The organism is Rhodanobacter panaciterrae (assembly GCF_014651895.1).
Classification (GTDB): Bacteria; Pseudomonadota; Gammaproteobacteria; order Xanthomonadales; family Rhodanobacteraceae; genus Rhodanobacter; species Rhodanobacter panaciterrae.
In genome coordinates this window covers 1,163,543-1,187,447 of sequence record NZ_BMXT01000001.1, presented here as the reverse complement: position 1 = coordinate 1,187,447, position 23,905 = coordinate 1,163,543, and the positions used below count along the sequence as shown (strand labels likewise).

The 23,905-nt window shown below is 64.0% G+C and carries 22 protein-coding genes; 13 read left to right on the top strand and 9 right to left on the bottom strand.

Features of this window, described 5'->3' with window-relative positions; genetic code table 11:
- Positions 1 to 43 precede the first annotated feature (43 nt).
- Positions 44 to 610 (bottom strand): oligoribonuclease, encoded by a 567-nt coding sequence (gene orn, locus IE071_RS05530; protein WP_189440106.1) that lies wholly within the window; start codon positions 608 to 610, stop codon positions 44 to 46.
- Between the two features lie 56 nt (positions 611 to 666).
- Here orn and sbcB point away from each other — a divergent pair, with 56 nt between their 5' ends.
- The 3 genes from sbcB to IE071_RS05515 are packed head-to-tail and all read left to right on the top strand — an operon-like array spanning position 667 to position 3,551.
- Positions 667 to 2,106 carry an exodeoxyribonuclease I gene (sbcB, locus tag IE071_RS05525; protein WP_189440105.1) on the top strand — a complete coding sequence of 480 codons (1,440 nt, stop codon included), beginning with the start codon at positions 667 to 669 and terminating at the stop codon, positions 2,104 to 2,106.
- Positions 2,107 to 2,133: 27 nt separating this feature from the next.
- Positions 2,134 to 2,820 carry a DUF2461 domain-containing protein gene (locus IE071_RS05520; RefSeq protein ID WP_189440104.1) on the top strand — a complete coding sequence of 229 codons (687 nt, stop codon included), beginning with the start codon at positions 2,134 to 2,136 and terminating at the stop codon, positions 2,818 to 2,820.
- Positions 2,821 to 2,831: 11 nt separating this feature from the next.
- A complete protein-coding gene (locus IE071_RS05515; protein ID WP_189440103.1) occupies positions 2,832 to 3,551 on the top strand; it encodes an SGNH/GDSL hydrolase family protein in 720 nt (239 codons plus the stop codon).
- 94 nt (positions 3,552 to 3,645) lie between these two features.
- On the opposite strand, the gene IE071_RS05510 is transcribed toward IE071_RS05515, so the two are convergent.
- Entirely contained in the window at positions 3,646 to 4,956 is a 1,311-nt protein-coding gene (locus IE071_RS05510) for an MFS transporter (RefSeq protein WP_189440102.1), read from the bottom strand.
- Between the two features lie 259 nt (positions 4,957 to 5,215).
- On the opposite strand from IE071_RS05510, the gene aqpZ reads away from it, so the two are divergent.
- A complete protein-coding gene (aqpZ, locus tag IE071_RS05505; protein ID WP_229792764.1) occupies positions 5,216 to 5,920 on the top strand; it encodes an aquaporin Z in 705 nt (234 codons plus the stop codon).
- Positions 5,921 to 5,962: 42 nt separating this feature from the next.
- On the opposite strand, the gene gloA2 is transcribed toward aqpZ, so the two are convergent.
- From gloA2 to rnk, 4 genes are all read right to left on the bottom strand, one after another.
- Positions 5,963 to 6,361 carry an SMU1112c/YaeR family gloxylase I-like metalloprotein gene (gene gloA2 / locus IE071_RS05500; protein ID WP_189440101.1) on the bottom strand — a complete coding sequence of 133 codons (399 nt, stop codon included), beginning with the start codon at positions 6,359 to 6,361 and terminating at the stop codon, positions 5,963 to 5,965.
- Between the two features lie 7 nt (positions 6,362 to 6,368).
- Positions 6,369 to 7,325, bottom strand: a complete 957-nt coding sequence (gene epmA, locus IE071_RS05495; protein ID WP_189440100.1) for an EF-P lysine aminoacylase EpmA — start codon at positions 7,323 to 7,325, stop codon at positions 6,369 to 6,371.
- Complete coding sequence (ligA, locus tag IE071_RS05490) at positions 7,325 to 9,715, bottom strand: NAD-dependent DNA ligase LigA (protein ID WP_189440099.1); 2,391 nt, start codon at positions 9,713 to 9,715, stop codon at positions 7,325 to 7,327. Before ligA ends, epmA begins: the two co-directional genes overlap by 1 nt.
- Before the next feature lie 66 nt (positions 9,716 to 9,781).
- Positions 9,782 to 10,192: a nucleoside diphosphate kinase regulator gene (rnk, locus tag IE071_RS05485; protein WP_189440098.1), complete on the bottom strand. Its 411-nt coding sequence runs from the start codon at positions 10,190 to 10,192 to the stop codon at positions 9,782 to 9,784.
- A 184-nt stretch (positions 10,193 to 10,376) separates the two neighbouring features.
- Here rnk and IE071_RS05480 point away from each other — a divergent pair, with 184 nt between their 5' ends.
- The 8 genes from IE071_RS05480 to IE071_RS05445 all read left to right on the top strand — a co-directional run bounded on the left by IE071_RS05480 (position 10,377) and on the right by IE071_RS05445 (position 18,055).
- Positions 10,377 to 11,852 (top strand): MFS transporter, encoded by a 1,476-nt coding sequence (locus IE071_RS05480; RefSeq protein WP_189440097.1) that lies wholly within the window; start codon positions 10,377 to 10,379, stop codon positions 11,850 to 11,852.
- Between the two features lie 82 nt (positions 11,853 to 11,934).
- Positions 11,935 to 13,137, top strand: coding sequence for a cation:proton antiporter (locus IE071_RS05475; protein ID WP_189440096.1), 1,203 nt, complete (start codon positions 11,935 to 11,937; stop codon positions 13,135 to 13,137).
- A 109-nt stretch (positions 13,138 to 13,246) separates the two neighbouring features.
- Entirely contained in the window at positions 13,247 to 13,633 is a 387-nt protein-coding gene (locus IE071_RS05470; protein WP_189440095.1) for a response regulator, read from the top strand.
- A gap of 234 nt (positions 13,634 to 13,867) precedes the next feature.
- Entirely contained in the window at positions 13,868 to 15,154 is a 1,287-nt protein-coding gene (locus tag IE071_RS05465) for an NRAMP family divalent metal transporter (protein WP_189440094.1), read from the top strand.
- A 208-nt stretch (positions 15,155 to 15,362) separates the two neighbouring features.
- Positions 15,363 to 15,815, top strand: a complete 453-nt coding sequence (locus tag IE071_RS05460) for a MarR family winged helix-turn-helix transcriptional regulator (protein WP_189440093.1) — start codon at positions 15,363 to 15,365, stop codon at positions 15,813 to 15,815.
- 46 nt (positions 15,816 to 15,861) lie between these two features.
- The gene (locus tag IE071_RS05455) at positions 15,862 to 16,425 is read left to right on the top strand and encodes an isochorismatase family protein (protein WP_189440092.1); all 564 of its coding nucleotides are present in this window, start codon (positions 15,862 to 15,864) and stop codon (positions 16,423 to 16,425) included.
- A gap of 2 nt (positions 16,426 to 16,427) precedes the next feature.
- Entirely contained in the window at positions 16,428 to 16,757 is a 330-nt protein-coding gene (locus IE071_RS05450; protein ID WP_189440091.1) for a hypothetical protein, read from the top strand.
- A 5-nt stretch (positions 16,758 to 16,762) separates the two neighbouring features.
- The gene (locus IE071_RS05445; protein ID WP_189440917.1) at positions 16,763 to 18,055 is read left to right on the top strand and encodes an MFS transporter; all 1,293 of its coding nucleotides are present in this window, start codon (positions 16,763 to 16,765) and stop codon (positions 18,053 to 18,055) included.
- Between the two features lie 179 nt (positions 18,056 to 18,234).
- On the opposite strand, the gene IE071_RS05440 is transcribed toward IE071_RS05445, so the two are convergent.
- Positions 18,235 to 18,648 carry a hypothetical protein gene (locus IE071_RS05440; protein ID WP_189440090.1) on the bottom strand — a complete coding sequence of 138 codons (414 nt, stop codon included), beginning with the start codon at positions 18,646 to 18,648 and terminating at the stop codon, positions 18,235 to 18,237.
- 304 nt (positions 18,649 to 18,952) lie between these two features.
- Between IE071_RS05440 and IE071_RS05435 the strand changes: the two genes are divergently transcribed.
- Positions 18,953 to 20,224 (top strand): M20 family metallopeptidase, encoded by a 1,272-nt coding sequence (locus IE071_RS05435; RefSeq protein ID WP_189440089.1) that lies wholly within the window; start codon positions 18,953 to 18,955, stop codon positions 20,222 to 20,224.
- 67 nt (positions 20,225 to 20,291) lie between these two features.
- Here IE071_RS05435 and IE071_RS05430 read toward each other — a convergent pair whose 3' ends face one another.
- Both IE071_RS05430 and IE071_RS05425 read right to left on the bottom strand, forming a co-directional pair.
- Entirely contained in the window at positions 20,292 to 22,049 is a 1,758-nt protein-coding gene (locus tag IE071_RS05430) for a retropepsin-like aspartic protease (RefSeq protein ID WP_229792762.1), read from the bottom strand.
- 173 nt (positions 22,050 to 22,222) lie between these two features.
- Positions 22,223 to 23,905 carry an FAD-dependent oxidoreductase gene (locus IE071_RS05425; RefSeq protein WP_189440088.1) on the bottom strand — a complete coding sequence of 561 codons (1,683 nt, stop codon included), beginning with the start codon at positions 23,903 to 23,905 and terminating at the stop codon, positions 22,223 to 22,225.

Here is a 23,905-nt window from a genome sequence, read left to right as displayed (position 1 = left end):
TCACTGGTGATTACCTTGCTGGGGCCGGCAACCGGTGGCGCACTCAGGCCTCGACCTTGCCGCCCAGCTCGCCCATGAAACGGCGGTAATGGCGCAGCTCGGCGATGGAGTCGCGAATGTCCGACAAAGCCGTATGCGCCGATTCCTTGCCGACACTCTTGGCGATCTCAGGTGCCCAGCGCCGTGCCAGCTCCTTGAGCGTGGACACGTCCAGGTTGCGGTAATGGAAATAGCGTTCCAGCCGCGGCATCTGCCGATGCATGAAGCGACGGTCCTGGCAGATCGAATTGCCGCACATCGGCGATTTGCCCGGTGGCACCCACGCGCGCAGGAAATCCACCGTCGCCTGCTCGGCCATCGCATGATCGGTTTCCGAGATCAGCACCTGCCGCCACAGACCCGACTTGTGGTGCTGGTTGGTATTCCAGCTGTCCATCGACTCCAGCCGGTCGATCTCGTGACGTATCGCGAATACCGGGCCGTCGGCCAGTACATTCAGATTCTTGTCGGTGACTACCGTTGCGATCTCGAGAATCGAGTCGTTGTCGGTGTCGAGGCCGGTCATCTCCAGATCGATCCAGATCAGGTTGTCTTCGTGGGCTTGGCTCATGAGCTCTCCTTGTGGCGGGAGTTTATCAGCGTTACCCGCATGCGATGATTCAGCCCATGCAGACTTTCTTCTGGCACGACTACGAGACCTCCGGCGCCGACCCGCGGCGCGACCGGCCGCTGCAGTTCGCCGGCATCCGCACCACCCTGGAGCTGGAGGTCGTCGGTGAACCCGTGATGTTCTACGGCAAACCGTCGCTGGAGATGCCGCCGCATCCGGATGCCTGCATGATCACCGGCATCACGCCCCAGCTGGCCGAGCGCGAAGGCGTCAACGAGGCTGATTTCGCCGCCCGCGTGCACGAGCAGCTGGCAACGCCGAGCACCTGCGGTGTCGGCTACAACTCGTTGCGCTTCGATGACGAATTCACCCGGCAGATGCTGTACCGCAACTTCTACGAGCCGTACGGCCGCGAGTGGGAGAACGGCAATTCGCGCTGGGACCTGATCGACCTGGTGCGCCTGTGCCAGGCGCTGCGCCCGGAAGGCATCGTCTGGCCGACCCGCGAGGACGGCACACCGAGCTTCAAGCTGGAACATCTGGCCCGCGCCAACCAGCTCAAGCAGGAGCGCGCCCACGATGCGCTGTCCGACGTCTACGCGCTGATCGACCTGGCCCGACTGATCCGTGTGCGCCAGCCACGGTTGTGGGACTGGTACTACGGCCTGCGCCGCAAGCAGAAGGTGTTCGAACTGCTCGATGTGGTGAACATGACGCCGCTGGTTCACGTCTCGTCACGCTATCCGGCCAGCCGCCATTGCCTCGCCGTGATCGCGCCGCTGGCGCCGCATCCCAGCCGCGCCGGCGAAGTGATCGTGTACGACCTGGCGACCGACCCGGCCGAATGGCTGGCGCTGGACGAGGACGAGATTGCCGACCGCATCTTCACCGCCCGCGCCGACCTGCCGGAAGGCATCGAACGTATCCCGCTGCGTACCGTTCGCGCGAACCACGCGCCGGCATTGGCTCCTCTGTCGGTACTGCAAGGCGTGGATCAACAGCGCCTGCAACTCGACCTCGATCGTTGTATGGCGCATCGCGACGTACTGCGTGCCGTCGACGGGCTGGCCGAAAAACTGCGGCGGGTATTCCAACGGTCGGCCGAACTGCCGCCACCGGAAGACCCCGAGCTGGCGCTGTACGGCGGCGGCTTCCTGCCCGACGCCGACAAGCGCCTGCTCGCCCAGGTGCGCGCCACACCGCCGGCACAACTGGGCGAACGCGCGTTTCCATTCCGCGACACGCGTTATCCGGAGCTGCTGTTCCGCTACCGTGCGCGCAACTGGCCGCAGACGCTGGACGCCGACGAACGCACGCGCTGGGAGCACTTCCGTCAGGCGCGACTGACCCGGCACACGGCCTTGACCGGTCTCACTCTCGACGACTACTTCGCCCGGCTCGGCGAACTACGCAACGATCCGGCCGCGCAGGACAGGCTGCCCCTGCTTGACCAATTGCAGGCCTGGGGCGAACAGCTCGCCGCCAGCATCGACTGAACCACTCCATCAAACCCGCCGATCACCATGTCCAAGAGCTACTTCACTCCCGCCACCTTCCGTTTCCTGCGCGCCCTCGACAAGAACAACAGTCGTGACTGGTTTGCTGCACACAAGGACGACTACGAGCGCCACGTGCGCGAGCCATTTCTCGAACTGATCACCGACCTGCAGGCGCCACTGGCAAAGATCAGCCCGCATTACCGCGCCGACCCGCGCAAGAACGGCGGCTCGCTGTTTCGCATCTTTCGCGACACGCGCTTTTCCAACAACAAGCTGCCGTACAAGCCGTGGCAGGGATCGCGCTTCTTTCACGAACGACGGCACGAGATTCCCGCGCCGTCGTTCTACATGCATATCCAGCCCGGCGACTGCTTCGCCGGCGGCGGCATGTGGCATCCGGAACCGGACGCGCTGAAGCGCATCCGCGATTTCATCGTCGACAACCCGGCTACCTGGAAGAAGGCCACGCAAAGCAAGCCGTTCCGCGAACACCTCACGTTCTGGGGCGAATCGCTGAGCCGGCCGCCACGTGGCTTCGATGCCGCGCACGAGCTGATCGATGACCTGAAGCGCAAGGATTTCGCGGTCGGCGAAAACTTCGACGAAGCACTGGCCTGCTCCACCGAATTGTTGCCATGGACGTTGGCGACGTTCAAACGTGCAGCACCGCTAGTCGATTACCTGTGCGCAGCACAGGAGCTGGAATTTTGACGGGGCGTCACGTGCTGCGTCTGTTCGTGCTGGCCCTTGCCGTATTAGCCTTCTTGCAAATCGGCTGCAGTCGGCGACCTACCACGCAGGTACTGTTCGTGGGCAACAGCCTGACCTATGTCAACAACCTGCCGGCTGCGCTCAGCGCGCTGGCTGCGGCGAACGGTCGGTCGCTGCAGGCGGACATGATCGTGAAGGGCGGCGCGACACTGACGGAGCACTTCGGCGACGGCTCCGTCGCGCGCGCACTCGCCCAACGGCACTATGACTTCGTGGTGTTGCAGGAACGCGGCGGCGATTTCCTTTGCGGCTTCGTGCCGTCGAAGTGTCGTGATGCCAAGGGTTCCACCATGGCATTGGTCCGTATTGCGCGCAATGCCAAGGCCGTACCGTTGCTGCTCGGGACGTACCAGACTATGCCCGAGGTATCCGCCGTCCTTGTGAACGAGGAATCCCAAGCGGCGCGTACTGTGACCGTGCCCTATGTCGCGGTATCCGATCGGCTCCAGCGCGGGCTGACCACATCTCCGAAAAAGTCATGGCTCTACGCAGATGACATGCATCCCGGACCCGACCTAGTGCTGCTGGAATCCGTGCTGCTGTACCGGCAGCTTTTCGGCGCGCTGCCGGCGACGCAAGCGTTCAGCGTGCACGCACCGATGTACCGTCCCGACGCGAAGTTCTCCACGCCAGCACCAATCAGTCTCCCTATGCTGAAAGGCAATGAGTAAGCCGGCCGCACCTATTCGCAACAAGACGTCGAGGACGCCATCAAGCTTGCCCACGACGAATGAGACGTCTCCTGTCCGCAAGTGCGATGGATGTCTATCCGCTCCGCTTCGCAGCCAGCAACCACGTCCCCACGCCCACACCCACCAGCGCCGTAAACGCCACGTAATGGGCCGGCGCCAGCACGCCATAACGCTTCACCAGCATGCCGATCAACGGCGGCGTGAGCCCGCCGAACAAGGCATAGGCGATGTTGTACGAGAACGACAGGCCGGAGAAACGCACCGCCGGCGGAAACGCCACCACCATCAGCGCCGGCACCACGCCAACTACACCGACCGCGAAACCGGCCAGCGCATACAACACAACAAAATGTGCCGTACCGGCCTGCAGGTCGAGATACAGCGCATAGCTGCATATCAATAATCCGATCGCACCGAACAGCAGCGCACGCGCATAGCCGATGCGATCGGTGAGCCAGCCGTAAAACAGGCAACCCAGCGCCAGCGCGAACGAGGCCACGTTGTTGCCGAGGAACGCCCGCGCCGGTTCGATGTGGAATACCGACTGCACCAGTGACGGCGTCATCAGGATCATCACCACGATCGCGGCCGTGAGCATCCAGGTCACCAGCATCGACAGCAGCACGCTCGGCAGATGCCGTTCGAACACCTGTTTCAGCGGCAAGCCGCTGGCCAGCTCCTTGCGTGCGTGCATCGCTTCGAATACCGGTGTCTCGCTGAGCCAGCGGCGCAGCCATACCGCGAAGAAGCCGAACACGCCGCCGGCCAGGAACGGCAACCGCCAGCCATAGTCGAGCACCGCTGCCGGGGTCAGCTCGCGGTTGATCAGCGCCGCCACCAGCGAGCCGATCAGGATGCCCACGGTAAGGCCCGAGGTAAGGCTGGCGCAGGCAAAACCGACACGCTGCGCCGGCACATGCTCGGCCACGAACACCCACGCGCCCGGCACCTCGCCGCCCACCGCAATGCCCTGCACCACCCGCAGCAACAGCAACAACAGCGGCGCCAGCATGCCGATCTGCGCATACACCGGCAGCAGGCCGATACCCAGGGTCGGCACTGCCATCAGGAACACGCTGAGCGTGAACATTTTCTTGCGCCCCAGCTTGTCGCCGTAGTGCGCCATCACGATGCCGCCAAGCGGGCGCGCCAGATAGCCGGCGGCGAAGATGCCGTACACCTGCAGCTGGGCCAGCCACGGCGCGGTGTCATGCGGGAAGAACAGCTGGCTCAACGGAATCGCGAAGAACACGAACACCACGAAATCGTAGAACTCCAGCGCGCCACCCAGCGCGGCCAGGCTCAGCGTGCGCAGATCGCGGCGGCCAAGTGCCCGCGAAGCTGCGGAAGCATTCGACGGGGGCAAAATGGCGGCATCAATCATCGGCAGTTCCACGGATCGCTCGGGCAAGGACCTGCGCAACATAGCGCATCGCCACACTCGTAGCGGACTCCGGCTTCGCTTATGCTGCGCGTGACCGGCAGGGATATCGGGTGAATGAAGTCGGGGGTGGCAGCGCACGTCCATCGACACGCGTTGCGGCAACCGCAGCGGGTTCTGGGGAAAACGTCTTCGCATGTTGTGACGAGTAGCGCTCGTGGTATCCGCGCGCGCCTGCATTCAATCGACAAGGAGTTTCCTGATGAGCATGAGCAAACGTTTGGCTGCCGAATTCTTCGGCACGTTCTGGCTGGTGATCGGTGGTTGTGGCAGTGCCGTACTGGCAGCAGGCTTTCCCGAACTCGGGATCGGTTTCGCGGGCGTCGCGCTCGCCTTCGGCCTCACCGTGCTGACCATGGTGTACGCGGTCGGGCATATCTCTGGTGGCCATTTCAATCCAGCGGTGACTGTGGGGCTCTGCGCCGGCGGCCGTTTCCCGGCGAAGGACGTGATTCCGTACATCGTGGCGCAGGTGATCGCCGCCATTGCGGCAGCGGCGGTGCTGTATGTGATCGCCAGCGGCAAGGCCGGCTTCGACGCCAGCGCCAGCGGCTTCGCCTCGAACGGCTACGGCGCGCATTCGCCGGGCGGCTTCTCGATGACGGCGGCGCTGGTGTGCGAACTGGTGATGACCGCGTTCTTCCTGATCGTGATCCATGGCGCCACCGACAAACGCGCGCCGGCCGGCTTCGCCGGCATCGCGATCGGCCTCACGCTCACCCTGATCCACCTGATCAGCATTCCGGTCACCAACACCTCGGTGAACCCGGCGCGCTCGACCGGCGTGGCGCTGTTCCAGGGTGGCTGGGCGGTCGAGCAGTTGTGGTTCTTCTGGCTGGTGCCGCTGATCGGCGGCGCGATCGGCGGCCTGATTTACCGCCACCTTCTGGAAAGCAACGACGCTTGATGTCACCTGCCCCGCCCGGCAACGGGCGGGGTTCAGGCTGGCTCAAACCGCCTCGTAAAGCTCGATCGGCAAATCATCGGGATCAGCAAAAAAAGTGAAGCGTCTGCCGGTGTATTCGTCGACCCGGATCGGCTCGCAACTCACTCCGCGCTCGCCCAGTACGGCGACCACTGCATCCACATCAGGCACCGAAAAAGCCAGATGACGCAGACCTTGCGCTTCCGGCCGCGACGGCCGCGGCGGTGGATCGGGAAACGAAAACAGCTCCAGCTGCACACCGGGGCTGACCAGCAGATCGCATTTCCAGGAATCGCGTGCCTCGCGATAGACCTCATGCACGATCGGCAACCCCAGTGTTTCGCTGTAGAACGCTCGCGAACGCGGATAGTCCGAGCAGATCAGCGCAACATGGTGGATGGCACCCAGCAATGGCTTGCTCATGATCGCCTCATGCCTGGTTGAACGGGAACGCGAGCACGTCGGCGATCGCGTCAGTGCCGGCCAGACACATCAATAACCGTTCCACGCCGAGCGCCACGCCGGCGCAATCGGGTAGCGCGCCGAGCACACCGAGCAGACGTTCATCGATCGGGACTTCGCGCAGACCGCGCGCACGACGCACGGCGTTGTCGCGTTCGAAACGTCCGCGCTGCTCCGCCGCGTCGTTCAACTCGTGATAGCCGTTGGCCAGTTCGTAACATCCGAGGTACAGCTCGAAGCGCTCAGCCAGCGGCGGCTCGCCGGGGCGGACTCTGGCCAGTGCACACTGGGTGGCCGGATAGTCGTGGACCACCGTGATGCGGTCGCGCGGGAATGCCGGCTGCAGCTTGTGCGTGATCAGCAGGTCGAGCCAGTCATCGCGTACCAAGCCATCCGGATCGATGTTGTATTCGGCCAGCGGCGCGCGCAGTTCGTCGATCGGCGCATGCAGCGGATCGATGCCCAGCTCGTCCAGGAACAGTTGCCGGTAGCTTTCGATCAGCACCTCGGCGCGTCGCCCGACCATTGCCAGCGCCACCTCGACCAGCTCGATGGTTTCTCCCATCAAACGACGATGATCCCAGTCGACGCGATACCACTCCAGCATGCTGAACTCGGGATTGTGCCGACCACCGGCTTCGCCATTACGGAACACCCGGCCCAGCTCGTAGCAATCGCCAATGCCGGCGGCGAGCAGACGCTTCAGCGGAAACTCCGGCGAGGTACGTAGCCAGCGTTCGCGCGCACCGGCATCGACGTGACCGCTGAATGTCGTGCTGAAGCTCTCGATGTTCGGCTCGGTGTTGCCTGCCGCAGACAGGATCGGCGTCTCCACTTCCAGTACGTGACGGTCGGCGAAGAACGCCCGAATCAGCGCGTAGAGCCGCGCACGCAGCTGCAGCGGAGCGATCCGATTCGTATCCATCAACCTGCCTCGTGTTCTTTCAGCAGCGCCAGCAGCTGTGCCTCATCCCACACCGCTATGCCCAGTTCCTGCGCCTTGTCGAGTTTGGAACCAGCCGCTTCGCCGGCGACCACGAAGCTGGTCTTCTTCGAGACCGAACCGGAGACCTTGGCGCCCAGCGCTTCCAGCCGCTCCTTCGCTTCATCACGGCTGAGCGAAGTGAGCGTGCCGGTGAGCACAATGGTCTGCTCGGCCAGTGGTGCCTGTGTCACCGCCGCCGTGGTCGGAATCGCCGCGAGCAAACCCTGCATCGCTGCCTCGGCTTCGCGCAGTTTGGCCAATGCCACCGGGTCAGCGAGAAAATTTTCCAGGCCGGTCGCCGCAGCCTGCGGTACGCCGGCGGTAATCCAGTGCGCCGAACCGCCCGCCAGCAGTTGATCGAGCGTGGGGAAATGTTGTGCCAGCAGCTTGCAGCTCTTGGGGCCGAGCTTGTTGACCTTCACCATGTCCAGCAACACGCCGAGATTGAGGCGTTCGCGCAGCAACGGTGATGGCGCCGCCTCGTCGCTGAAAACAATGCCAGCGGCGAGCAGCGCATCGACCACCTGCTGGTTGCCTTCCTGCGCAAAGAATCCGGCGATCGAGGTGGCCACTTCACCGCCGATATCCGGCAATACGCGCAACACCGACGCCGGCGTGCTGCGCACGAAGTCGAGCCGACCCAGCCACGCCGCCAGCGTCTTCGCGGTGCTTTCACCGATATGCATGATGCCGAGCGCGAACAGAAAGCGCGCCAGCGTGGTGTGCTTGCTGGCTTCAATGCCGTCGACCAGGTTTTCCGCCCACTTCGTCGCCACTTTGCCGGCCTTCACCGTTTCCGGCGTCGTGCCATCCCGCTCGTCGATCGCCTGCTTCATCGCCACAAAACGTTCGACGTTAAGCGCATACAGATCGGCCGGCGTGTGCACGATGTCCAGCTCAACCAACGCTTCGGCGAAGCGCTCGCCCAGACCCTCGATATCCATCGCCCGACGTGAGGCGAAATGAATCAGTGCTTCCTTGCGTTGCGCGGCGCAGATCAGTCCGCCGGAACAACGCCAGGCCGCCGCGCCCTCTTCGCGGATCAAGGCGGAACCGCAGATCGGGCAATGCGTCGGCATCGTCCACGGCACTGTGCCGGCTGGCCGCTGATCCTCGATCACCCGCACCACTTCCGGAATCACGTCGCCAGCACGACGCACGATCACCGTGTCGCCCACGCGCACGTCCAGCCGCGCGATCTGGTCGGCGTTGTGCAGCGTGGCGTAGGTCACCGTCACGCCAGCGACCTGCACCGGCTCCATCCGCGCACGCGGTGTCGCCGCACCGGTGCGGCCGATCTGGATCTCGATGTCGAGCAGGCGCGTGGTCTGCTCCTGCGCCGGGAACTTGTGCGCGATCGCCCAGCGCGGTGCGCGCGAAACGAAACCCATCTCGCGCTGACCGGCGTAGTCGTCCAGCTTGTAGACCACGCCGTCGATGTCGTACGGCAAGGCATCGCGCTTCGCGCCGATACGGCGGAAGTACGCAAGCAGTCCGTCGAAACCGCGCGCCGTATCCACTTCCGGCGACACCGGAAAACCCCACTCGCGCAGTTGCTGCAAGGTGGCGGAATGTGTCGGCGGCAGTTCGCCGCCTTCCACGGCGCCGATCGCATAGGCGACGAAACTCAGCCGTCGTTTCGCAGTGATCGCCGGATCGAGCTGACGCAGCGAACCGGCCGCGCCGTTGCGCGGATTCGCCAGCGGCTTCTCGTCGTGCGTACGGGCGTATTCGTTGAACGCCTCGAAATCCTTGCGCAGCATGATCACTTCGCCGCGCACTTCGAGCACGTCGGGCCAGCCCTTGCCGCGCAGCTTCAACGGGATCGCACGCACGGTGCGCAGATTTGCAGTGACATCCTCGCCAGTCTCGCCGTCACCGCGGGTGGCACCCTGCACGAACACGCCCCGCTCATAACGCAGGCTTATTGCCAGCCCGTCCAGCTTCGGCTCCACTGAAAATACGGGTTCGCGCCGATCCAGCGTCTGCTCGATGCGCCGCTCGAATTCCGCCACTTCGCGGAAGCGTTCGCGCTCCGTCTCGCCGTCCTGCTCAAACGCATTGCCCAGCGACAGCATCGGCAACTGGTGCTTCACCTCGGCAAAGCCACCGTGCGCCCGCGCGCCAACCTTGCGCGTGGGCGAATCGGTCGAGGCCAATGCGGGGTGCTCGGCCTCCAGCGCTTCCAGCTCGCGCATCAGGCGGTCGTACTCGGCGTCGGTGATGTCCGCGTCGTCGAGTACGTGATAACGGTAGTTGGCCTGCTCGATCTGCGCCCGCAGCGCGACGGCGCGGGCGACGGTTTCGGCAGGGGCCGGACGTTCGGTCATGCGGGTCTCCTCAGGATCTCCCGCAGTTTAGCGATACCGATGAGTTCCGGCCGCCTGTCGCAACACTCAGCGGTGGAGATGTCCCGCCGCTTCCGGCTGATAGGTGATTTCCAACACTTTCAGACGGCGTTTGCGGCCGTCCGGGGTCGGCCAGTCGATCTGCTGGCCACGGGCCAGCCCGAGCAAGGCACTGCCCACCGGCGCCAGGATCGACACCGTGCCCGGCGCACCGGCCGCGGCCGGATAGACCAGGGTCAAGGTGAGTTTCTCGCCGTTGCTCTCATCCTCGAACGTAACGACGGAGTTCATCGTCACCGTATGCGCCGGCATCTCCGTCGGTTCGACCACGTCGGCGCGATCGAGCTCGGCGCGCAAGGCGTCGAGATTCGCGGCTTCGGCGGCGGGCAGGCGCTCCAGCAACGCTTCGATGCGTGCCAGGTCGATGCGGGAAACAGTGATCGGTGGTTTGCTGCTCATGGCTTTTCCTGATATTTGCGGCTCCTGCCGCACAAAAGCACGCGCCGGAACGAAACCGCCCCGGCGCGTGTGGTCGTAAATGGCCGCAATGCCTATCTGGGCATGACTGGCAGATGAAACAAGGCTGACTCTGCAGATCCCGCTCACGAAAAGCAAGCTGTCACAGCAGGTATCATGCCGGCCAATGCCTCCCCAAGCCGCCGCGGACCTCCACGCTGCCGCCTCCGCTGCGTCCACGTCAGCGCCGGTTTCTCCTGACTTGCCCGAACTTTCCTCGCGCGAACGCTTCCGCGGTCTGCTGTGGCTGGTCGCCGCCGCGTTCTTCATGCAAGCGCTGGATTCCACCGTGGTCAACACCGCCGTACCGGCGATGGCCGAGGCACTGCAGGTGACGCCGCTGGGCATGCGCACCGCGTTGACCAGCTACGTGCTGACCCTGGCGATCCTGATCCCGGCCAGTCCCTGGCTGTGCGACCGACTCGGGACGCGGCGGGTGTTCGGCGTCGCGATCATCGTGTTCGGCGTGGGCTCGCTGCTGTGCGGCGTCGCGCAGACGCTACCGCAACTGGTCGCCGCGCGCGTGCTGCAAGGTGTCGGCGGCGCCTCGTTAATGCCGGTCGGCCGCTATGTGCTGGTGCGCAGCATCGCCAAACGCGAATTCGTGCGCGCGATGAGCACGGTTGCCACGTTCGGCCTGCTTGGCTCGGTGCTCGGGCCGTTGCTGGGCGGCGCGCTGGTGCAGTTCACCTCGTGGCGACTGATCTTCCTGATCAATGTACCGGTGGCGATCGCCGGCGTGTGGATGAACCAACGCGACATGCCCGATTACCGACTCGAACGCGCCAACCGCTTCGATCTGTTCGGCTTCCTGCTGTTTGCCGCAGCGTCGGCCTTGCTGCTCACCGCGTCGGAACTGGCCGGCAGCAAGCCGGTGCCATGGGAGCGGATCGGACTGTGCAGTTTGCTCGCCGTGCTGCTGGGCACGATCTATGTGTGGCACAGCCGACGCACCGCGCACCCGGTGGCGGATCTCAGCCTGCTGCGCGTGCGCAGCGTATGGGTGTCGCTGGCTGGCGGCCTGTTCACCCGGCTCGGCATCTCCGGCATGTTCCTGCTGCTGGTGCTGTTCCTGCAGGTGGGTTGCGGCTGGTCGCCACTGATGGCCGGCCTGATGATGGTGCCGCAGGCGCTCGGTTCGATCAGCGCGAAATGGATGATCAACCGGGCACTGGTCCACTTCGGCTATCGACGTCTGCTGCTCGGCAATACGCTGATCATGGCGGTGCTGCTGGCTGCATTCGCCCTGCTCGGCCCGACTTCGCCGGTCTGGTTTATCACCCTGCTCACCTTCCTCTACGGCAGTGTCTCCGGGCTGCAATACACCGCGATGAACACGCTGATCTATAACGATCTGGACATCCAGCACGCTTCGATGGCCTCGTCGATGGCCTCGACCGCGCAGTACCTGGCGATGAGTTTCGGCATCGCGCTGTCCACGCTTCTGATGGAAGCGATGCTGCAAGGTCATGCGCATGACGACTACGTGGTGGCATTCCGCTGGACGGTACTGCTGCTGGCGGCGATCACCGCCGCGGCCAGCCGCGTGTTCAGCCGGCTGCGCCATGATCGCCCGCTGCCCGTCGCTGCCGTGACCGAGTAACCAAACGCGCGATCGGTGCTGCCACCACATGCCGACGTGCATGTAGCATGCAGGCTCCGCCGACTGTCCGGACGCGCGCCGCATGCACCACGCCAGCGACATCCTGTTCACCCTGTTCATCGTGTTCGTTGCCGCGCAGATCGGTGGCGAGATCGCGCAGCGACTGAAGCTGCCCGGCGTGGTCGGTGAGATCGCCGCCGGCTGCGTGGTCGGCCCTTCCCTGCTGGGCTGGATCACCCCCGATCAGATCGCCACCGGCACGCCGCTCGACGTGCTGGCCGAAATCGGCGTGGTGCTGCTGCTGTTCGCGGTAGGCCTGGAAACGCGGCTGGAAGATCTGAAGAAAGTCGGCAAGGTGGCGTTTCTGGTCGGTGTGCTGGGCGTGCTGGTGCCGTTCGGCATGGGCAGCCTGTGGGCGCACGGCAGCGGCTTCGAGTGGGACAAATCGCTGTTCATCGCCGCCGCCTTCGTCGCTACCTCAGCCGGCATTACCGCCCGCGTGCTGCAGGAACTGGGTGCCTTGCAGCGAATCGAGAGCAAGGTGATCCTCGGCGCCGCTGTGATCGACGACATCCTCGCCATGCTGCTGCTCGGCGTGGTGGTGTCGATGCAGGGCGGCGGCGGTTTCAACCTCTCACACTTGCTGCTGGTGCTGGTTGGCGCGATCGGTTTCATCGCCGTGGTCGGCCTCGGCGGCGCGCGGGTGATGCGCTGGAACTCCAGCTGGCTGGAAAAACCGCTGGGTCCGCATTCGCCGTTGATGATCGTGCTGGCGCTGTGCCTGGGGCTGGCTTACCTGTCCACCCTGTTCGGGCTGGCCGCGATCATCGGCGCGTTCCTGGCCGGCATGATCGCCTCGGAAACCCGCCAGCAGCACACGCTGGAACAGCAGACCATGCCGCTGCTCGCCCTGCTCACGCCGTTCTTCTTCGTGGTCACTGGCAGCAAGATCGACCTGCGCGAGCTGGCCAGCGCCGACGCGCTGCTGATGCTGGGCGCGGTCACCGCGATCGCGATCGTCTCCAAGCTGATCGGCGGCTGGCTCGGCTCGCTGTCGCTGGGCAAGCGCAGCGCCACCATTATCGGTTTCGGCATGGTGCCGCGCGGCGAAGTCGGCGTGGTGATCGCCAGCCTCGGCTTCGCCGCCGGCGTCTTCAACAACCGCATCTACGCGATCATCGTGGCGATGTCGCTGCTCACCGCCATGGTCACGCCGCCGGTATTGGCCTGGTTGCTGAAGCGCGGCGGTGGCAGCGCGGTCAATGTGCCCGATGTGAAGGGCTGAGCGATCCGCTGTCCGCGCGGCCATCCCCTGCCAATCGAGGTGAGTCAGCCCCCGTTGGCATCGGACTGGGAATATGCTGGACGGCGCTGAATGCTTTCGGGGGAAGTCTGTGGAAACGAAGAAAACCGTACTCATCGTCGACGACGATGACCTCGTGCTGGAATCCATCGACCTGCACCTGTCCGCCACGGAAGATTTCCAGACCATCCGGGTGCTGGGCTCCGCGGGCGCGATCAGCCATATGCAAAATGCGCCGAGCATCGACGTCATCGTCGCCGACGTCATCCTGGCCGGCAGTGTCAGCGGTATCGACCTCTGCCAGAAAGCGATCAACCGCTACCCCCGCATCGCTGTCGTCGTGATCACCGCCGACCCCGAGGTGCAGTGTGCGGAAATTCCCGAGCGCGGGGTGTTCCTGCGCAAGCCGTTCGGTGGGGAGCAGTTGCTGGAGGCGATCGGGGTGGCGTTGGGGCGCGTGGGCGGAACCGCCGCTTGATTGCAGGTGCCGCCTGGTTCATCGCATCGGGGTTTGCACAGCACCAGACTTGATCGCCGCCCGCCATGCGCGGGACCCGGACTTGGACATACCAAGCCCGCCTGCCGGCCGGCAGAAGCACTGTTCACATCCACAACGCACAGGCACACGCATGCTGGCGCCGCAGTGGCACTCTCCCCTCTGACCACACGCCAGGTCCGATGTCCGAGCAGCATCCCGCACCGGAACCATCCCATGGTCGATCGCAAAAACACCGAAGACGGCGGCATCGAAAAGCCGCCGTGGGCAAACCTGAGTGCGGGCCTGATCACCGGCGCGGCCGACGACGATCCCAGCGGCATTGCCACCTACTCGCAAGTGGGCGCCGCGTTCGGCTACGGCATGCTGTGGTGCGCGCTGCTGACCATGCCGCTGATGATCGCGATCCAGGCGATCAGTGCAGGCATCGGCCGGGTCACCGGCCATGGGCTCATGGACGGCATCCGTACGCATTACCCCAGGGCGCTGGTGTATGGGCTGGTCGTATCCATCATCGTGGCGAACGTGATCAATCTTGCGGCGGACATCGGTGCCATGGGCGCCGCGCTGAAGCTGCTGATTGGCGGCCCTGCGCTGGTCTATGCGGCGGTCTTTGCCGTGCTGTCGCTGATTCTGCAGATCTTCATTCCGTTCACGCGCTACTCGCCGTTGCTCAAGCTGCTCACGCTGAGCCTGTTCGCCTACGTGGCCACCGTCATGGTCATCGACGTGCCGTGGATGGCCGTGCTCAAGAGCCTCGTGGTGCCGCCGATCAGCTGGAACGCCAAATACGCCGTCGGCCTGGTCGCCCTGCTCGGCACCACGATCAGTCCTTACCTGTTTTGCTGGCAGGCATCGCAGGAAGTGGAAGAGATTGGATCGAACAAGCGGCGAAGGTCGCTGCGCAGGGCGCCGAAGCAGGCACCGAGCGCCCTGCGCCGGATCGGCATCGACACCACGATCGGGATGATTTTCTCCAACCTGATCGCGTTCTTCATCATCCTCACCGCTGCCGTGGTGCTGCATGCCCACGGCAAGACCGACATCCAGTCCTCGGCCGAGGCGGCCGAAGCGCTGCGACCGCTGGCCGGCAAGCTGGCGTTCGCGCTGTTCGCCGCCGGCATCATCGGTACCGGACTGCTGGCCGTGCCCGTGCTGGCCGGCGCCACCGCCTATGCCGCGTCCGGCGCGTTCGGCCAGCTCAGTGGACTGGAGCACAAGCCGCACGAGGCCAAGTTTTTCTATGGCGTGCTGATCCTCGCCAGCCTCGCCGGCATCGCCCTGAATCTGACCCCACTCGACCCGATCAAGGCGCTGTACTGGAGCGCGGTGATCAACGGCGTGGCCGCCGTGCCGCTGATGATCGTGATGATGCTGATGGGCTCCAGCCGGAAAGTGATGGGCAAGTTCACCATGCCGTGGCCGTTGAAGGTGTTCGGGTGGCTGGCGACGGTCGCGATGGCTGCAGCGGCGGTGGTGATGTTCGTTACCTGGGGAGACTGAGGGCGAAACCGATCCATCGCGGCTGTCTTGCGCAGAGACCGGCGGCTCACATCAAGGCCAGCTCCGTCCGGGTCATGAATCCCGTGAAACATACACCCGACCAGCCGTCATCGTCAGCTTGACGACTTGACGCCGTCCGCTTGCACGCGCATCATGGATATATGAAGTTAACCTTCGTAGTTTTCCTTCTTACTTGCCAGGCGTGACCATGGTCAAACCAAAGAGCGATCCGGGGGCGGCGCGCACGCTGGCCGTGGCCGGCGAACTTCGTGTCGTGCTGGGCAAGCTGAAGCGGCGCCTGCGTGAGGAGTTGCACATGGGTGAGCTGACCTGGTCGCAGGTCTCGGTACTCGGGCACCTGGAACGTGGCGGCCCCGCGACCGTGACCACGCTGGCACTGGCCGAGGGCGTGCGCCCGCAATCCATGGGCGCCACGGTGGCCGTGCTGCAAACGGCCGGACTCGTCAGCGGCGCGCCGGACCCGAACGACGGTCGGCAAACCGTCATCTCTCTCACGGCGGCCTGCCGGGACTTGATCAAGGCCAGCCGCGCGGCGCGGGAAGACTGGCTGTTCCGCAGCATGCGGGCAAACCTGACGCCGGCCGAGCGGAAGCAGCTCGCCAACGCCGTCGAGCTGCTCAAGCGCATCGCCGACTCCTGACCTGCCCTGCCTGACCTGTCGCCACTCACATCCCCAAGGAATCCCCATGGCACTCACCACGCTTGACCCACAGACCGCACTGATCGTCATCGATCTGCAGAAAGGCATCGTCGCCTACCCCACTGCGCATCCGGCTGCCGAGGTCGTGAAGCAGGCCAGCGCGTTGGCCGATGCCTTCCGCCGTCACGGCTTGCCCGTGGTGCTGGTCAACGTCAACGGTGGCGCTCCGGGTCGCGCGGAACAGGCGCGCAAGCTGGGCGAGCTTCCCGCCGACTGGGCCGAGCTGGTGCCCGAACTCGACCAGCAACCTACGGACTACACGGTGACGAAGCGCACCTGGGGCGCATTCACCCACACCGGCCTCGATGAGCACCTGAAGAAGCTGGGCGTCACCCAAGTCGTGATCGTCGGCGTCTCCACCAGCATCGGCGTCGAATCGACCGCGCGCCACGCATACGAGAACGGCTACAACGTCACCCTCGCCGTCGACGCCATGACCGACACGAATTCCGATGCCCACCACAACAGCATCACGCGGATCTTCCCGCGGCTGGGCGAAACCGGCACGACGCAGCAGATCATCGACCTGCTCGACAGCAGGAGCGCGTGAGCATGGCATCGCTACCGTATGTCGCCTGGTTTCTGGGCGGCGCCTTGCTCACCAATGCGGTTCCGCATTTTGTCAGCGGCGTGATGGGGCGGCCGTTCCAGAGTCCGTTTGCCACGCCGCATGGCGTTGGGCTTTCTTCTTCGACCGTCAACGTCCTGTGGGGATGCTTCAACCTGGCTCTCAGCTACATCCTGCTATGCCGAGTGGGAAACTTCGACCTGCGTTCGACTGCTGATGTGGCTGCTGCAGGACTGGGTGTCCTGCTCATGGGCGTGGTTGCAGCACGCATGTTCGGACGGCTGCACGGCGGCAATAGTCCCGGGAAGCCGTGAGTGAAATGAAAGGCACCTTCCGCTCGTTGCGCAACTACAACTACCGCGTCTGGGCCAGCGGCGCGATCGTGTCGAATATCGGCACGTGGATGCAGCGCACCGCGCAGGACTGGATCGTCCTCACCCAGCTCACCCGTCACAATGCCGCCGCCGTCGGCGTGGTGATGGCGCTGCAGTTCGGGCCGCAATTGCTGCTACTGCCGCTGACCGGCTTTGCCGCCGATCACCTCGACCGCCGCAAGCTGCTGATCGCCACTCAGGCGGCGATGGGCCTGTTGGCGCTCGGGCTGGGCCTGCTCACCGTCAGCGGACTCGTGCAGTTGTGGCAGGTCTACGTATTCGCCTTCCTGCTTGGCTGCGTCGCCGCGTTCGACGCCCCTGCGCGCCAGACCTTTGTGTCCGATCTGGTCGGCGAAGCCGACTTGTCGAATGCCGTAGCGTTGAATTCCACTTCGTTCAACGTGGCGCGGATGATCGGCCCCGCCATTGCCGGCGTGCTGATCGCCGGCGTGGGCACCGGCTGGGTGTTCCTGATCAACGCGGCGTCGTTCGTTGCCGTGCTCTGTTCACTGGGTTTCCTGCGCACCGGTGAACTGCATATCGGCAGCCGGCCGGTGCGTACCCGCGGCAGTCTCGTCGACGGCTTTCGCTATGTCTGGCATCGACCCGACCTGAAAGCCGTGCTGCTGATGCTGTTCCTGATCGGCACGTTCGGGCTCAACTTTCCGATCTTCATCTCCACCATGTCGGTCACCGTGTTCCACGCCGGCGCGACCGAATACGGGCTGCTGACCTCGGTCATGGCGATCGGCTCGGTCGCCGGTGCGCTGCTGGCGGCCCAGCGCGGCAAACCACATATCGCCTTGCTGCTCGCGGGTGCAGCCATCTTTGGCTTCGGCTTCGCGTTGGCCGCGGTCATGCCCAACGTCCGGCTGTTCGGCCTCGCCCTCGTCATCATCGGCGTATCCGCGCAGACCCTCACCACCTCGACGATCAGCCTGGTGCAACTGTCCACCGAGCCGGCGATGCGCGGGCGGGTGATGGCGATCCTGCTAGCCATTGCCCTGGGTGGTACACCGATCGGCGCGCCGCTGGTGGGATGGGTGGCAGATACGTTCGGGCCGCGCTGGGCGCTTTGGGTTGGCGCGATGTCGGGGTTGGGTGCCGCGATGGTTGGGCTGAGGTATCTGGTGAAGTATCGGGGCTTGCGGGCAAGTCTTGAGGGTGGACGGCTGCGGTTTAGCGTTGCTGGAGGCGAAGTGAATGGCGTGCTTGAGGCTCCCGCGGGAAGCCAATGACCCGTTCTTCCGGAAAGCGCTTCTCCACGTCCGATCTCCTCAACCCTATGGGGTCGGACCATGGGATCAACTCGACCGAGGTCGGGCTGATCCCATGGTTGGGACAAGAGTCCGCAAACAGCTTCAGCAGATCGCCCGCAGACAGCAACAAGTTGCGTATCTCCGAGTGAGCAAGCCGGCTATTTCTTCGGCGAGCCTTTCTTCGCCGGACGCTTGGCTGCCTTGACCGTGCTCTTCTTTGCCTCGACAGGCGTGGAGCCCTTCGCACCTGAAGCCTTCGCACTCTTCTTCTTTGTTGCGATGGCTGGCTTCTTCGCAGCTGGTGCGGCCACGGCATTCTTCACCGGAGCGACCTTCTTCGTGACAGGTTTTTTCGCCGGCTTGGCAGCCCGAGCCGGCTTCTTTGCAACAGCTGCCTCCGAAGCCGGAGCCGTGTCGGTTGCCACAACACTACCGCGCACGAACACTTTCGGCGTCCAGGCACTCTGAAAGTGCGCCACCATGTCCCTGAAGACTTCACTCTGTTCCAGCATCAACGAAAACAGGTCGTGCTTTTTCGACTTGTCCTTTTTATGCGATTTGTCTTTGCTCATGATCCAGCCTCGGCCGTGGTGAAGCTCCACTGTAGCCGAGGTTGGGCCGGTCCAGATTGACGCTGGTCGGAAATAATCAATCGATTCGGTGATGCCTTCGACTCCACAGCGAAAGGATCGTGCAAGAGCAATTTGAGGAACGCAGTGGCTGTCCGGCTGGTCGCGTTGCAGTACGCCATGCGGGTTTGCATTGCCTCCGGCTTCGGCAGACAGTAGCGTCCCCGGTCGCCTTCCAGCATGCACTCCGACTGTCCGTGCGAAGAATGGCCCGACGGTCCCGCCACGCCTGCGCCGTGAGGTTTGCATGAACACGAAAAACGCGAGTGTTTCCGATACGTGGCTGGCGAATCTGCCGAGCCTGTTGCCCGATCTCGAAGCGCTCTACACCGACATCCATGCCCACCCGGAATTGTCGACGCAGGAGACACGCACGGCCGATCTTGCTGCCACGCATCTGCGCAAAGCCGGTTTCGAAGTCACCACCGGCGTCGGCGGCACCGGCGTGGTCGGCCTGCTACGCAACGGCGACGGCCCGACCGTGATGCTGCGCGCCGACATGGACGCGTTGCCGGTTGCGGAGGCGACCGGTCTGCCCTACGCGAGCAAGGTCACGGCGAAGGACAAGGATGGCCATACGGTGCCGGTGATGCACGCTTGCGGCCACGATATGCACGTCACTTGGCTGGTCGGCGCGACCACCCTGCTCGCACAGGCGCGCGAGCACTGGCGTGGCACCGTGATGGCGGTATTCCAGCCGGCCGAGGAAACCGGCACCGGCGCGCAGGCGATGATCGACGACGGCCTGTTCGAGCGCTTCCCGAAGCCCGACATCGTGCTCGGCCAGCACGTGATGGTCGGCGTGGCCGGCACCATCAGCGGCCGCGCCGGCGTGATTACTTCCGCTGGCGACAGTCTGCAGATCCGCCTGTTCGGTCGCGGCGCGCACGGCTCGATGCCGCAGGCAAGCATCGATCCGGTGGTGATGGCCGCGTCGACCGTGCTGCGCCTGCAGACGATCGTTTCGCGCGAGCTCGCCGCGACCGAAGCTGCGGTGGTCACGATCGGCTCGCTGCAGGCCGGCACCAAGGAGAACGTGATCCCCGACGAGGCGATCATCAAGCTCAATGTGCGCACCTTCGACGAAGGCGTGCGCCAGCGCGTGCTTGCCGCGATCACGCGCATCGTCAATGCCGAAGCGGCCGCGTCGGGCGCGCCCAAGCCACCGGAAATCACGCAATTGGATCATTACGCCTTGGTCGTCAACGATGCCGACGCGAATCAGAAAATCGGCGATGCGTTCCGCCAGTATTTCCCGGAGGGGCGCGTCGAAAAAACCTTGCCGACCTCGGCGAGTGAAGACTTCGGCTGCTTCGGCGCACAGTGGAAAGTGCCATCGGTGTTCTGGTTCGTCGGCGGCACCGATGCGGATGTCTATGCGAAAGCAAAAGCAGCCGGCCGACTCAACGACCTGCCGACCAACCACAACCCACGATTCGCGCCAGTCATCCAGCCTACCCTGCGCACCGGCGTCGAAACGCTGGTCATCGCCACACTCGCTTGGCTGTCGATGAAGTAGTGGTTTTCAGGACCGGGCGATCCCATTGAGGTGGCCCGGATAGCACTCGGAATATTTCCCTTGCGATCTATGGCCCCGCCGCGGTCAAACCATACTTGGTGGCACGTGCCTCGATGTCCGGATCGAGCGCGTGTGCGGCGACCAGGTCGGCATGGCCCGCGTCGGTCTGGCCACTGCGGATTTTCGCCAGGCCAAGGCCATAGCGCGTCCACGCGGAATGCGGCAATTGCGCGACGGCCTGCTCGTAAGCCGTGATCGATTCGGGGTAATGCCCCAGTCGCAACTGCACCAGGCCGAGGCTGTCGAGGTAGGCCGGCTTTTCGCCATCGCGCTTGATCGCCTTGCGGCAATCCTTCAAGGCATCGTCGAGCATCTGATGGCTCAGGCCACGCGCCCAGCAGCGCGCGTTGAGCACCGAGCCAAGCAAGGCATCATTGGCATGCAAGCGAATCCAGTCGTCGAGTATCGGCAGCGCCGCAGCCGGCTGATCGAGTTGGATATACAGGCTGGCAATCACGCGCGTCTGCGTAGATCCCGCAGGCGCCAAGCCACTTGCCGCCGTCACGTCGACTGTCGCACCCGCGCGATCCTTGTGCACGAGGCGAAATTCAGCACGCAGCAGCAAGGCATCGACGTTCTTCGGATCCAGGCTCAGTGACTTGTCCAGATCGTCGAGCGCCGCATTCGGCTGCTTGTTCGCCACACGTGCCCGCGCGCGGGCAACATAATAAGCGGCTTGATCGGGCGCCATGCGGATCGCCTCATCCAGGTCGGCTACGGCTGCCCTCGGTTCGCCGCGTGACAGATCCGCTTCGCCACGCAAAGCATAATCGGGCGCGGTTTTTGGCGTTGCGCCGTTGTCGTCCGCAGCAGCGCCGGCATCGGGTTTATCGCTGTCGCTCGGCGCGTCGGCGTAGGTAAACACGCGCCCACCGTTGTAGGTGAAATAGGCTTTCTTCTGGCTGTTGGCGATGAACATGTGATGGGCGAGCAGAAAATCCACGCCAAGCAGCATGTCGGTGTCACCCATGTTTCCGTCAATCACCTGCATCTGGCTGTGCTGGATGGTTTCCGTGCCGACCGAGAACGTATCAATGCGTACCGTCCATGTCTTGACCGCCTTGGCGCCAATGCCGATGCTGCTACTGCCAGCTTTGACCTCAGGCGCAGCAAGGTCGATGCCGAGCCGCTCGGCGGCGCGACGACTGAGCACGGTGGCAGATGCCCCTGAATCGAGCACCGCCCGCACCTTCTTGCCGTTGATCGTCACGCTGAAAAAAGTGCGCCGGTCGTTCTGGTTAACCGCCGGCTCGATGTCGGCAATGTTGTACTTGCCATCCTTGGACCAATAGGCCAGCGACTGTTTATCGCAGTGATCCGCACTGAGCAGGGTCAATTTGCCATGTGCCAGATCGATTTCCAGATCGACCAGATCGAGCAGGTTGGCGCCGAGCAAGCCATGGCCCGTATCCGTGCCGCCGACGATGAAAGCGATATTGTGGAGCGACGTACCGAGGATGTTGAAGTCCTTGACCTGGGTGAACTGGACGCCCGCCGAGCCGCCAATGCCGCCGATGCGAAAACCGAATGGCGCAGGTCGCAGATTGAGCCCGAGCGACATCGCGTTGGCACGCGACATGGTGTTGAAGAAAGCCCCGGTATCGAGGATGAAGCGCGTATCGTTCCCGTTGATCTTCACCATGGTCGTGGCTTGACCACCGACCATTTCCACCGGCAAGGTGCCGTAATCCTTCAATTGGCAGGTGTCTGCCCAGGCTTGGCTTGCGAGCAAGGCGCAGATGCCCAGGCAGGCCAGACGCAACATCCTTATCATCATCGCCCCCTTGTATGCCAAGGCTGCGGGTTGCAGGCATGGCGGTTGAGCGCCGGGCTGTATGGGCGCCCCGGGCATAGTGGCGAAAACTCCAAAGCTGCTCAAGGAGTGATTTCTTGCGATGAAAGGTGGATGAGCGACAGCAGGAGCGCGTGACGATGAATCTAGCCCGCCTCGGGATTCAGAAACTTATGCACCGCCTGGATCACCACCGACCCTTCGCCGACACCGGACGCCACCCGTTTGACCGAACCGCTACGCACATCCCCCACCGCAAAGATGCCGGGCTTGCTGGTAGCGAACGGTACGGAGGTGGGCATGCCGTCGCCATCGACGCCGGTAGTGACGAAACCTTTTGCATCCAGTGCGAGACAGCCATGAAGCCAATCCGTGTTCGGCTCGGCGCCGACCATCACGAACACATTGGTGACTGCCCGGGTTTCGGATGAACCGTCGCGCCGCCCGGACCATGTCACCTGTTGCAGCCGGTCGCCTCCCTCAAGGGCCACGATCTGCGTTTCGGTATGCAGGGTAATCCGCGGCGATTGATGGATACGTTGAACGAGATAGTCGGACATGGTCGCTGCCAAACCCGTCGCGCGCACAAGCACATGCACGTGCGCGGCGATGCGCGACAGAAACACCGCAGCCTGACCGGCGGAATTCCCGCCACCCACCACTACCACTTCCTCGCCCGCGCAAAGTTTCCCCTCCATCGGCGTGGCAGCGTAATGAATACCCTGTCCTTCATAGCGGTCGTAGTTGGGCACATCGAGTTTGCGATAGCGCGCGCCTGTCGCGATCACGACGGCGCGCGCCGTCACCCGCTGCCCATCATCCAGCTCCAGCTGGTAGGGCTGCGACGCACAGTGAAGGCTCACCACGTTGCGTGAGATGGCCAGACGAGCACCAAACTTCTGCGCCTGAATTTGCGCACGCCCAGCCAGCGCCTGCCCGGAAATGCCGGTAGGGAACCCCAGATAGTTCTCGATCTTCGACGACGTGCCGGCCTGACCTCCGGGCGCCATGCCTTCGATCACGATGGTGTCCAGGCCTTCGGAGGCGGCATATACCGCTGCCGCGAGCCCCGCCGGCCCTGCTCCCACCACGGCGAGGTCATGGACGTGGCCAGGTTCGAGCGATTCGGTCAGCCCCAGCCTATCGGCAAGATCCGCCGTCGACGGGTTCATCCACATCTGATGGTCTGGCGAAACCACGACGGGAAACAAATGCGGCTGGACTTCGAACGTGTCGAGCAGCCCGGCCGCCTTCGGGTCGAGATCCGTATCGATCAGGCGATGCGGGTAACCGTTTCGAACCAGGAATCGCTGTAGCCGCAGCGTGTCAGCGCCATGGCTCGGCCCTATCAACACGACGCCGCCAATACCCTGCTGGATGATGCTCACGCGGCGAAGAATGAACGCGCGCATGATGATCTCGCCGATGTCAGGCTCTGCGCTGACCAGCCTGCGGAAGTTTTCGCGAGTAATGCGGATCAAACGGCTATCGGCCACCGTCAAGCCCGATACCAGGATCCTGCGTAGATTGAAGTGATCGAGCTCGCCGGTGAATCCATGGCGCGTATGCGTGGCGATCGTTCGCGGATGGCCATCGCTGTCGAGATCGATAATTTCGATGCCGCCTTCCAGCACCAGAAAGAAATCCGCGCCACGTTGACCGCGTTCAAACAGAACCGTACCGGTGGGCACCTGCTCGACCTCGCCATAAGCCGCGACACGTTCGGCCATTTCGTCGGCCAGACGGGGGAAGCGCTGGGCATCGCGGGTGTCAGGATCAGGTTCAAGGCCAGTCGTGCTGTCGGTCGTGTTGCGCGTCTCGTCATGCAT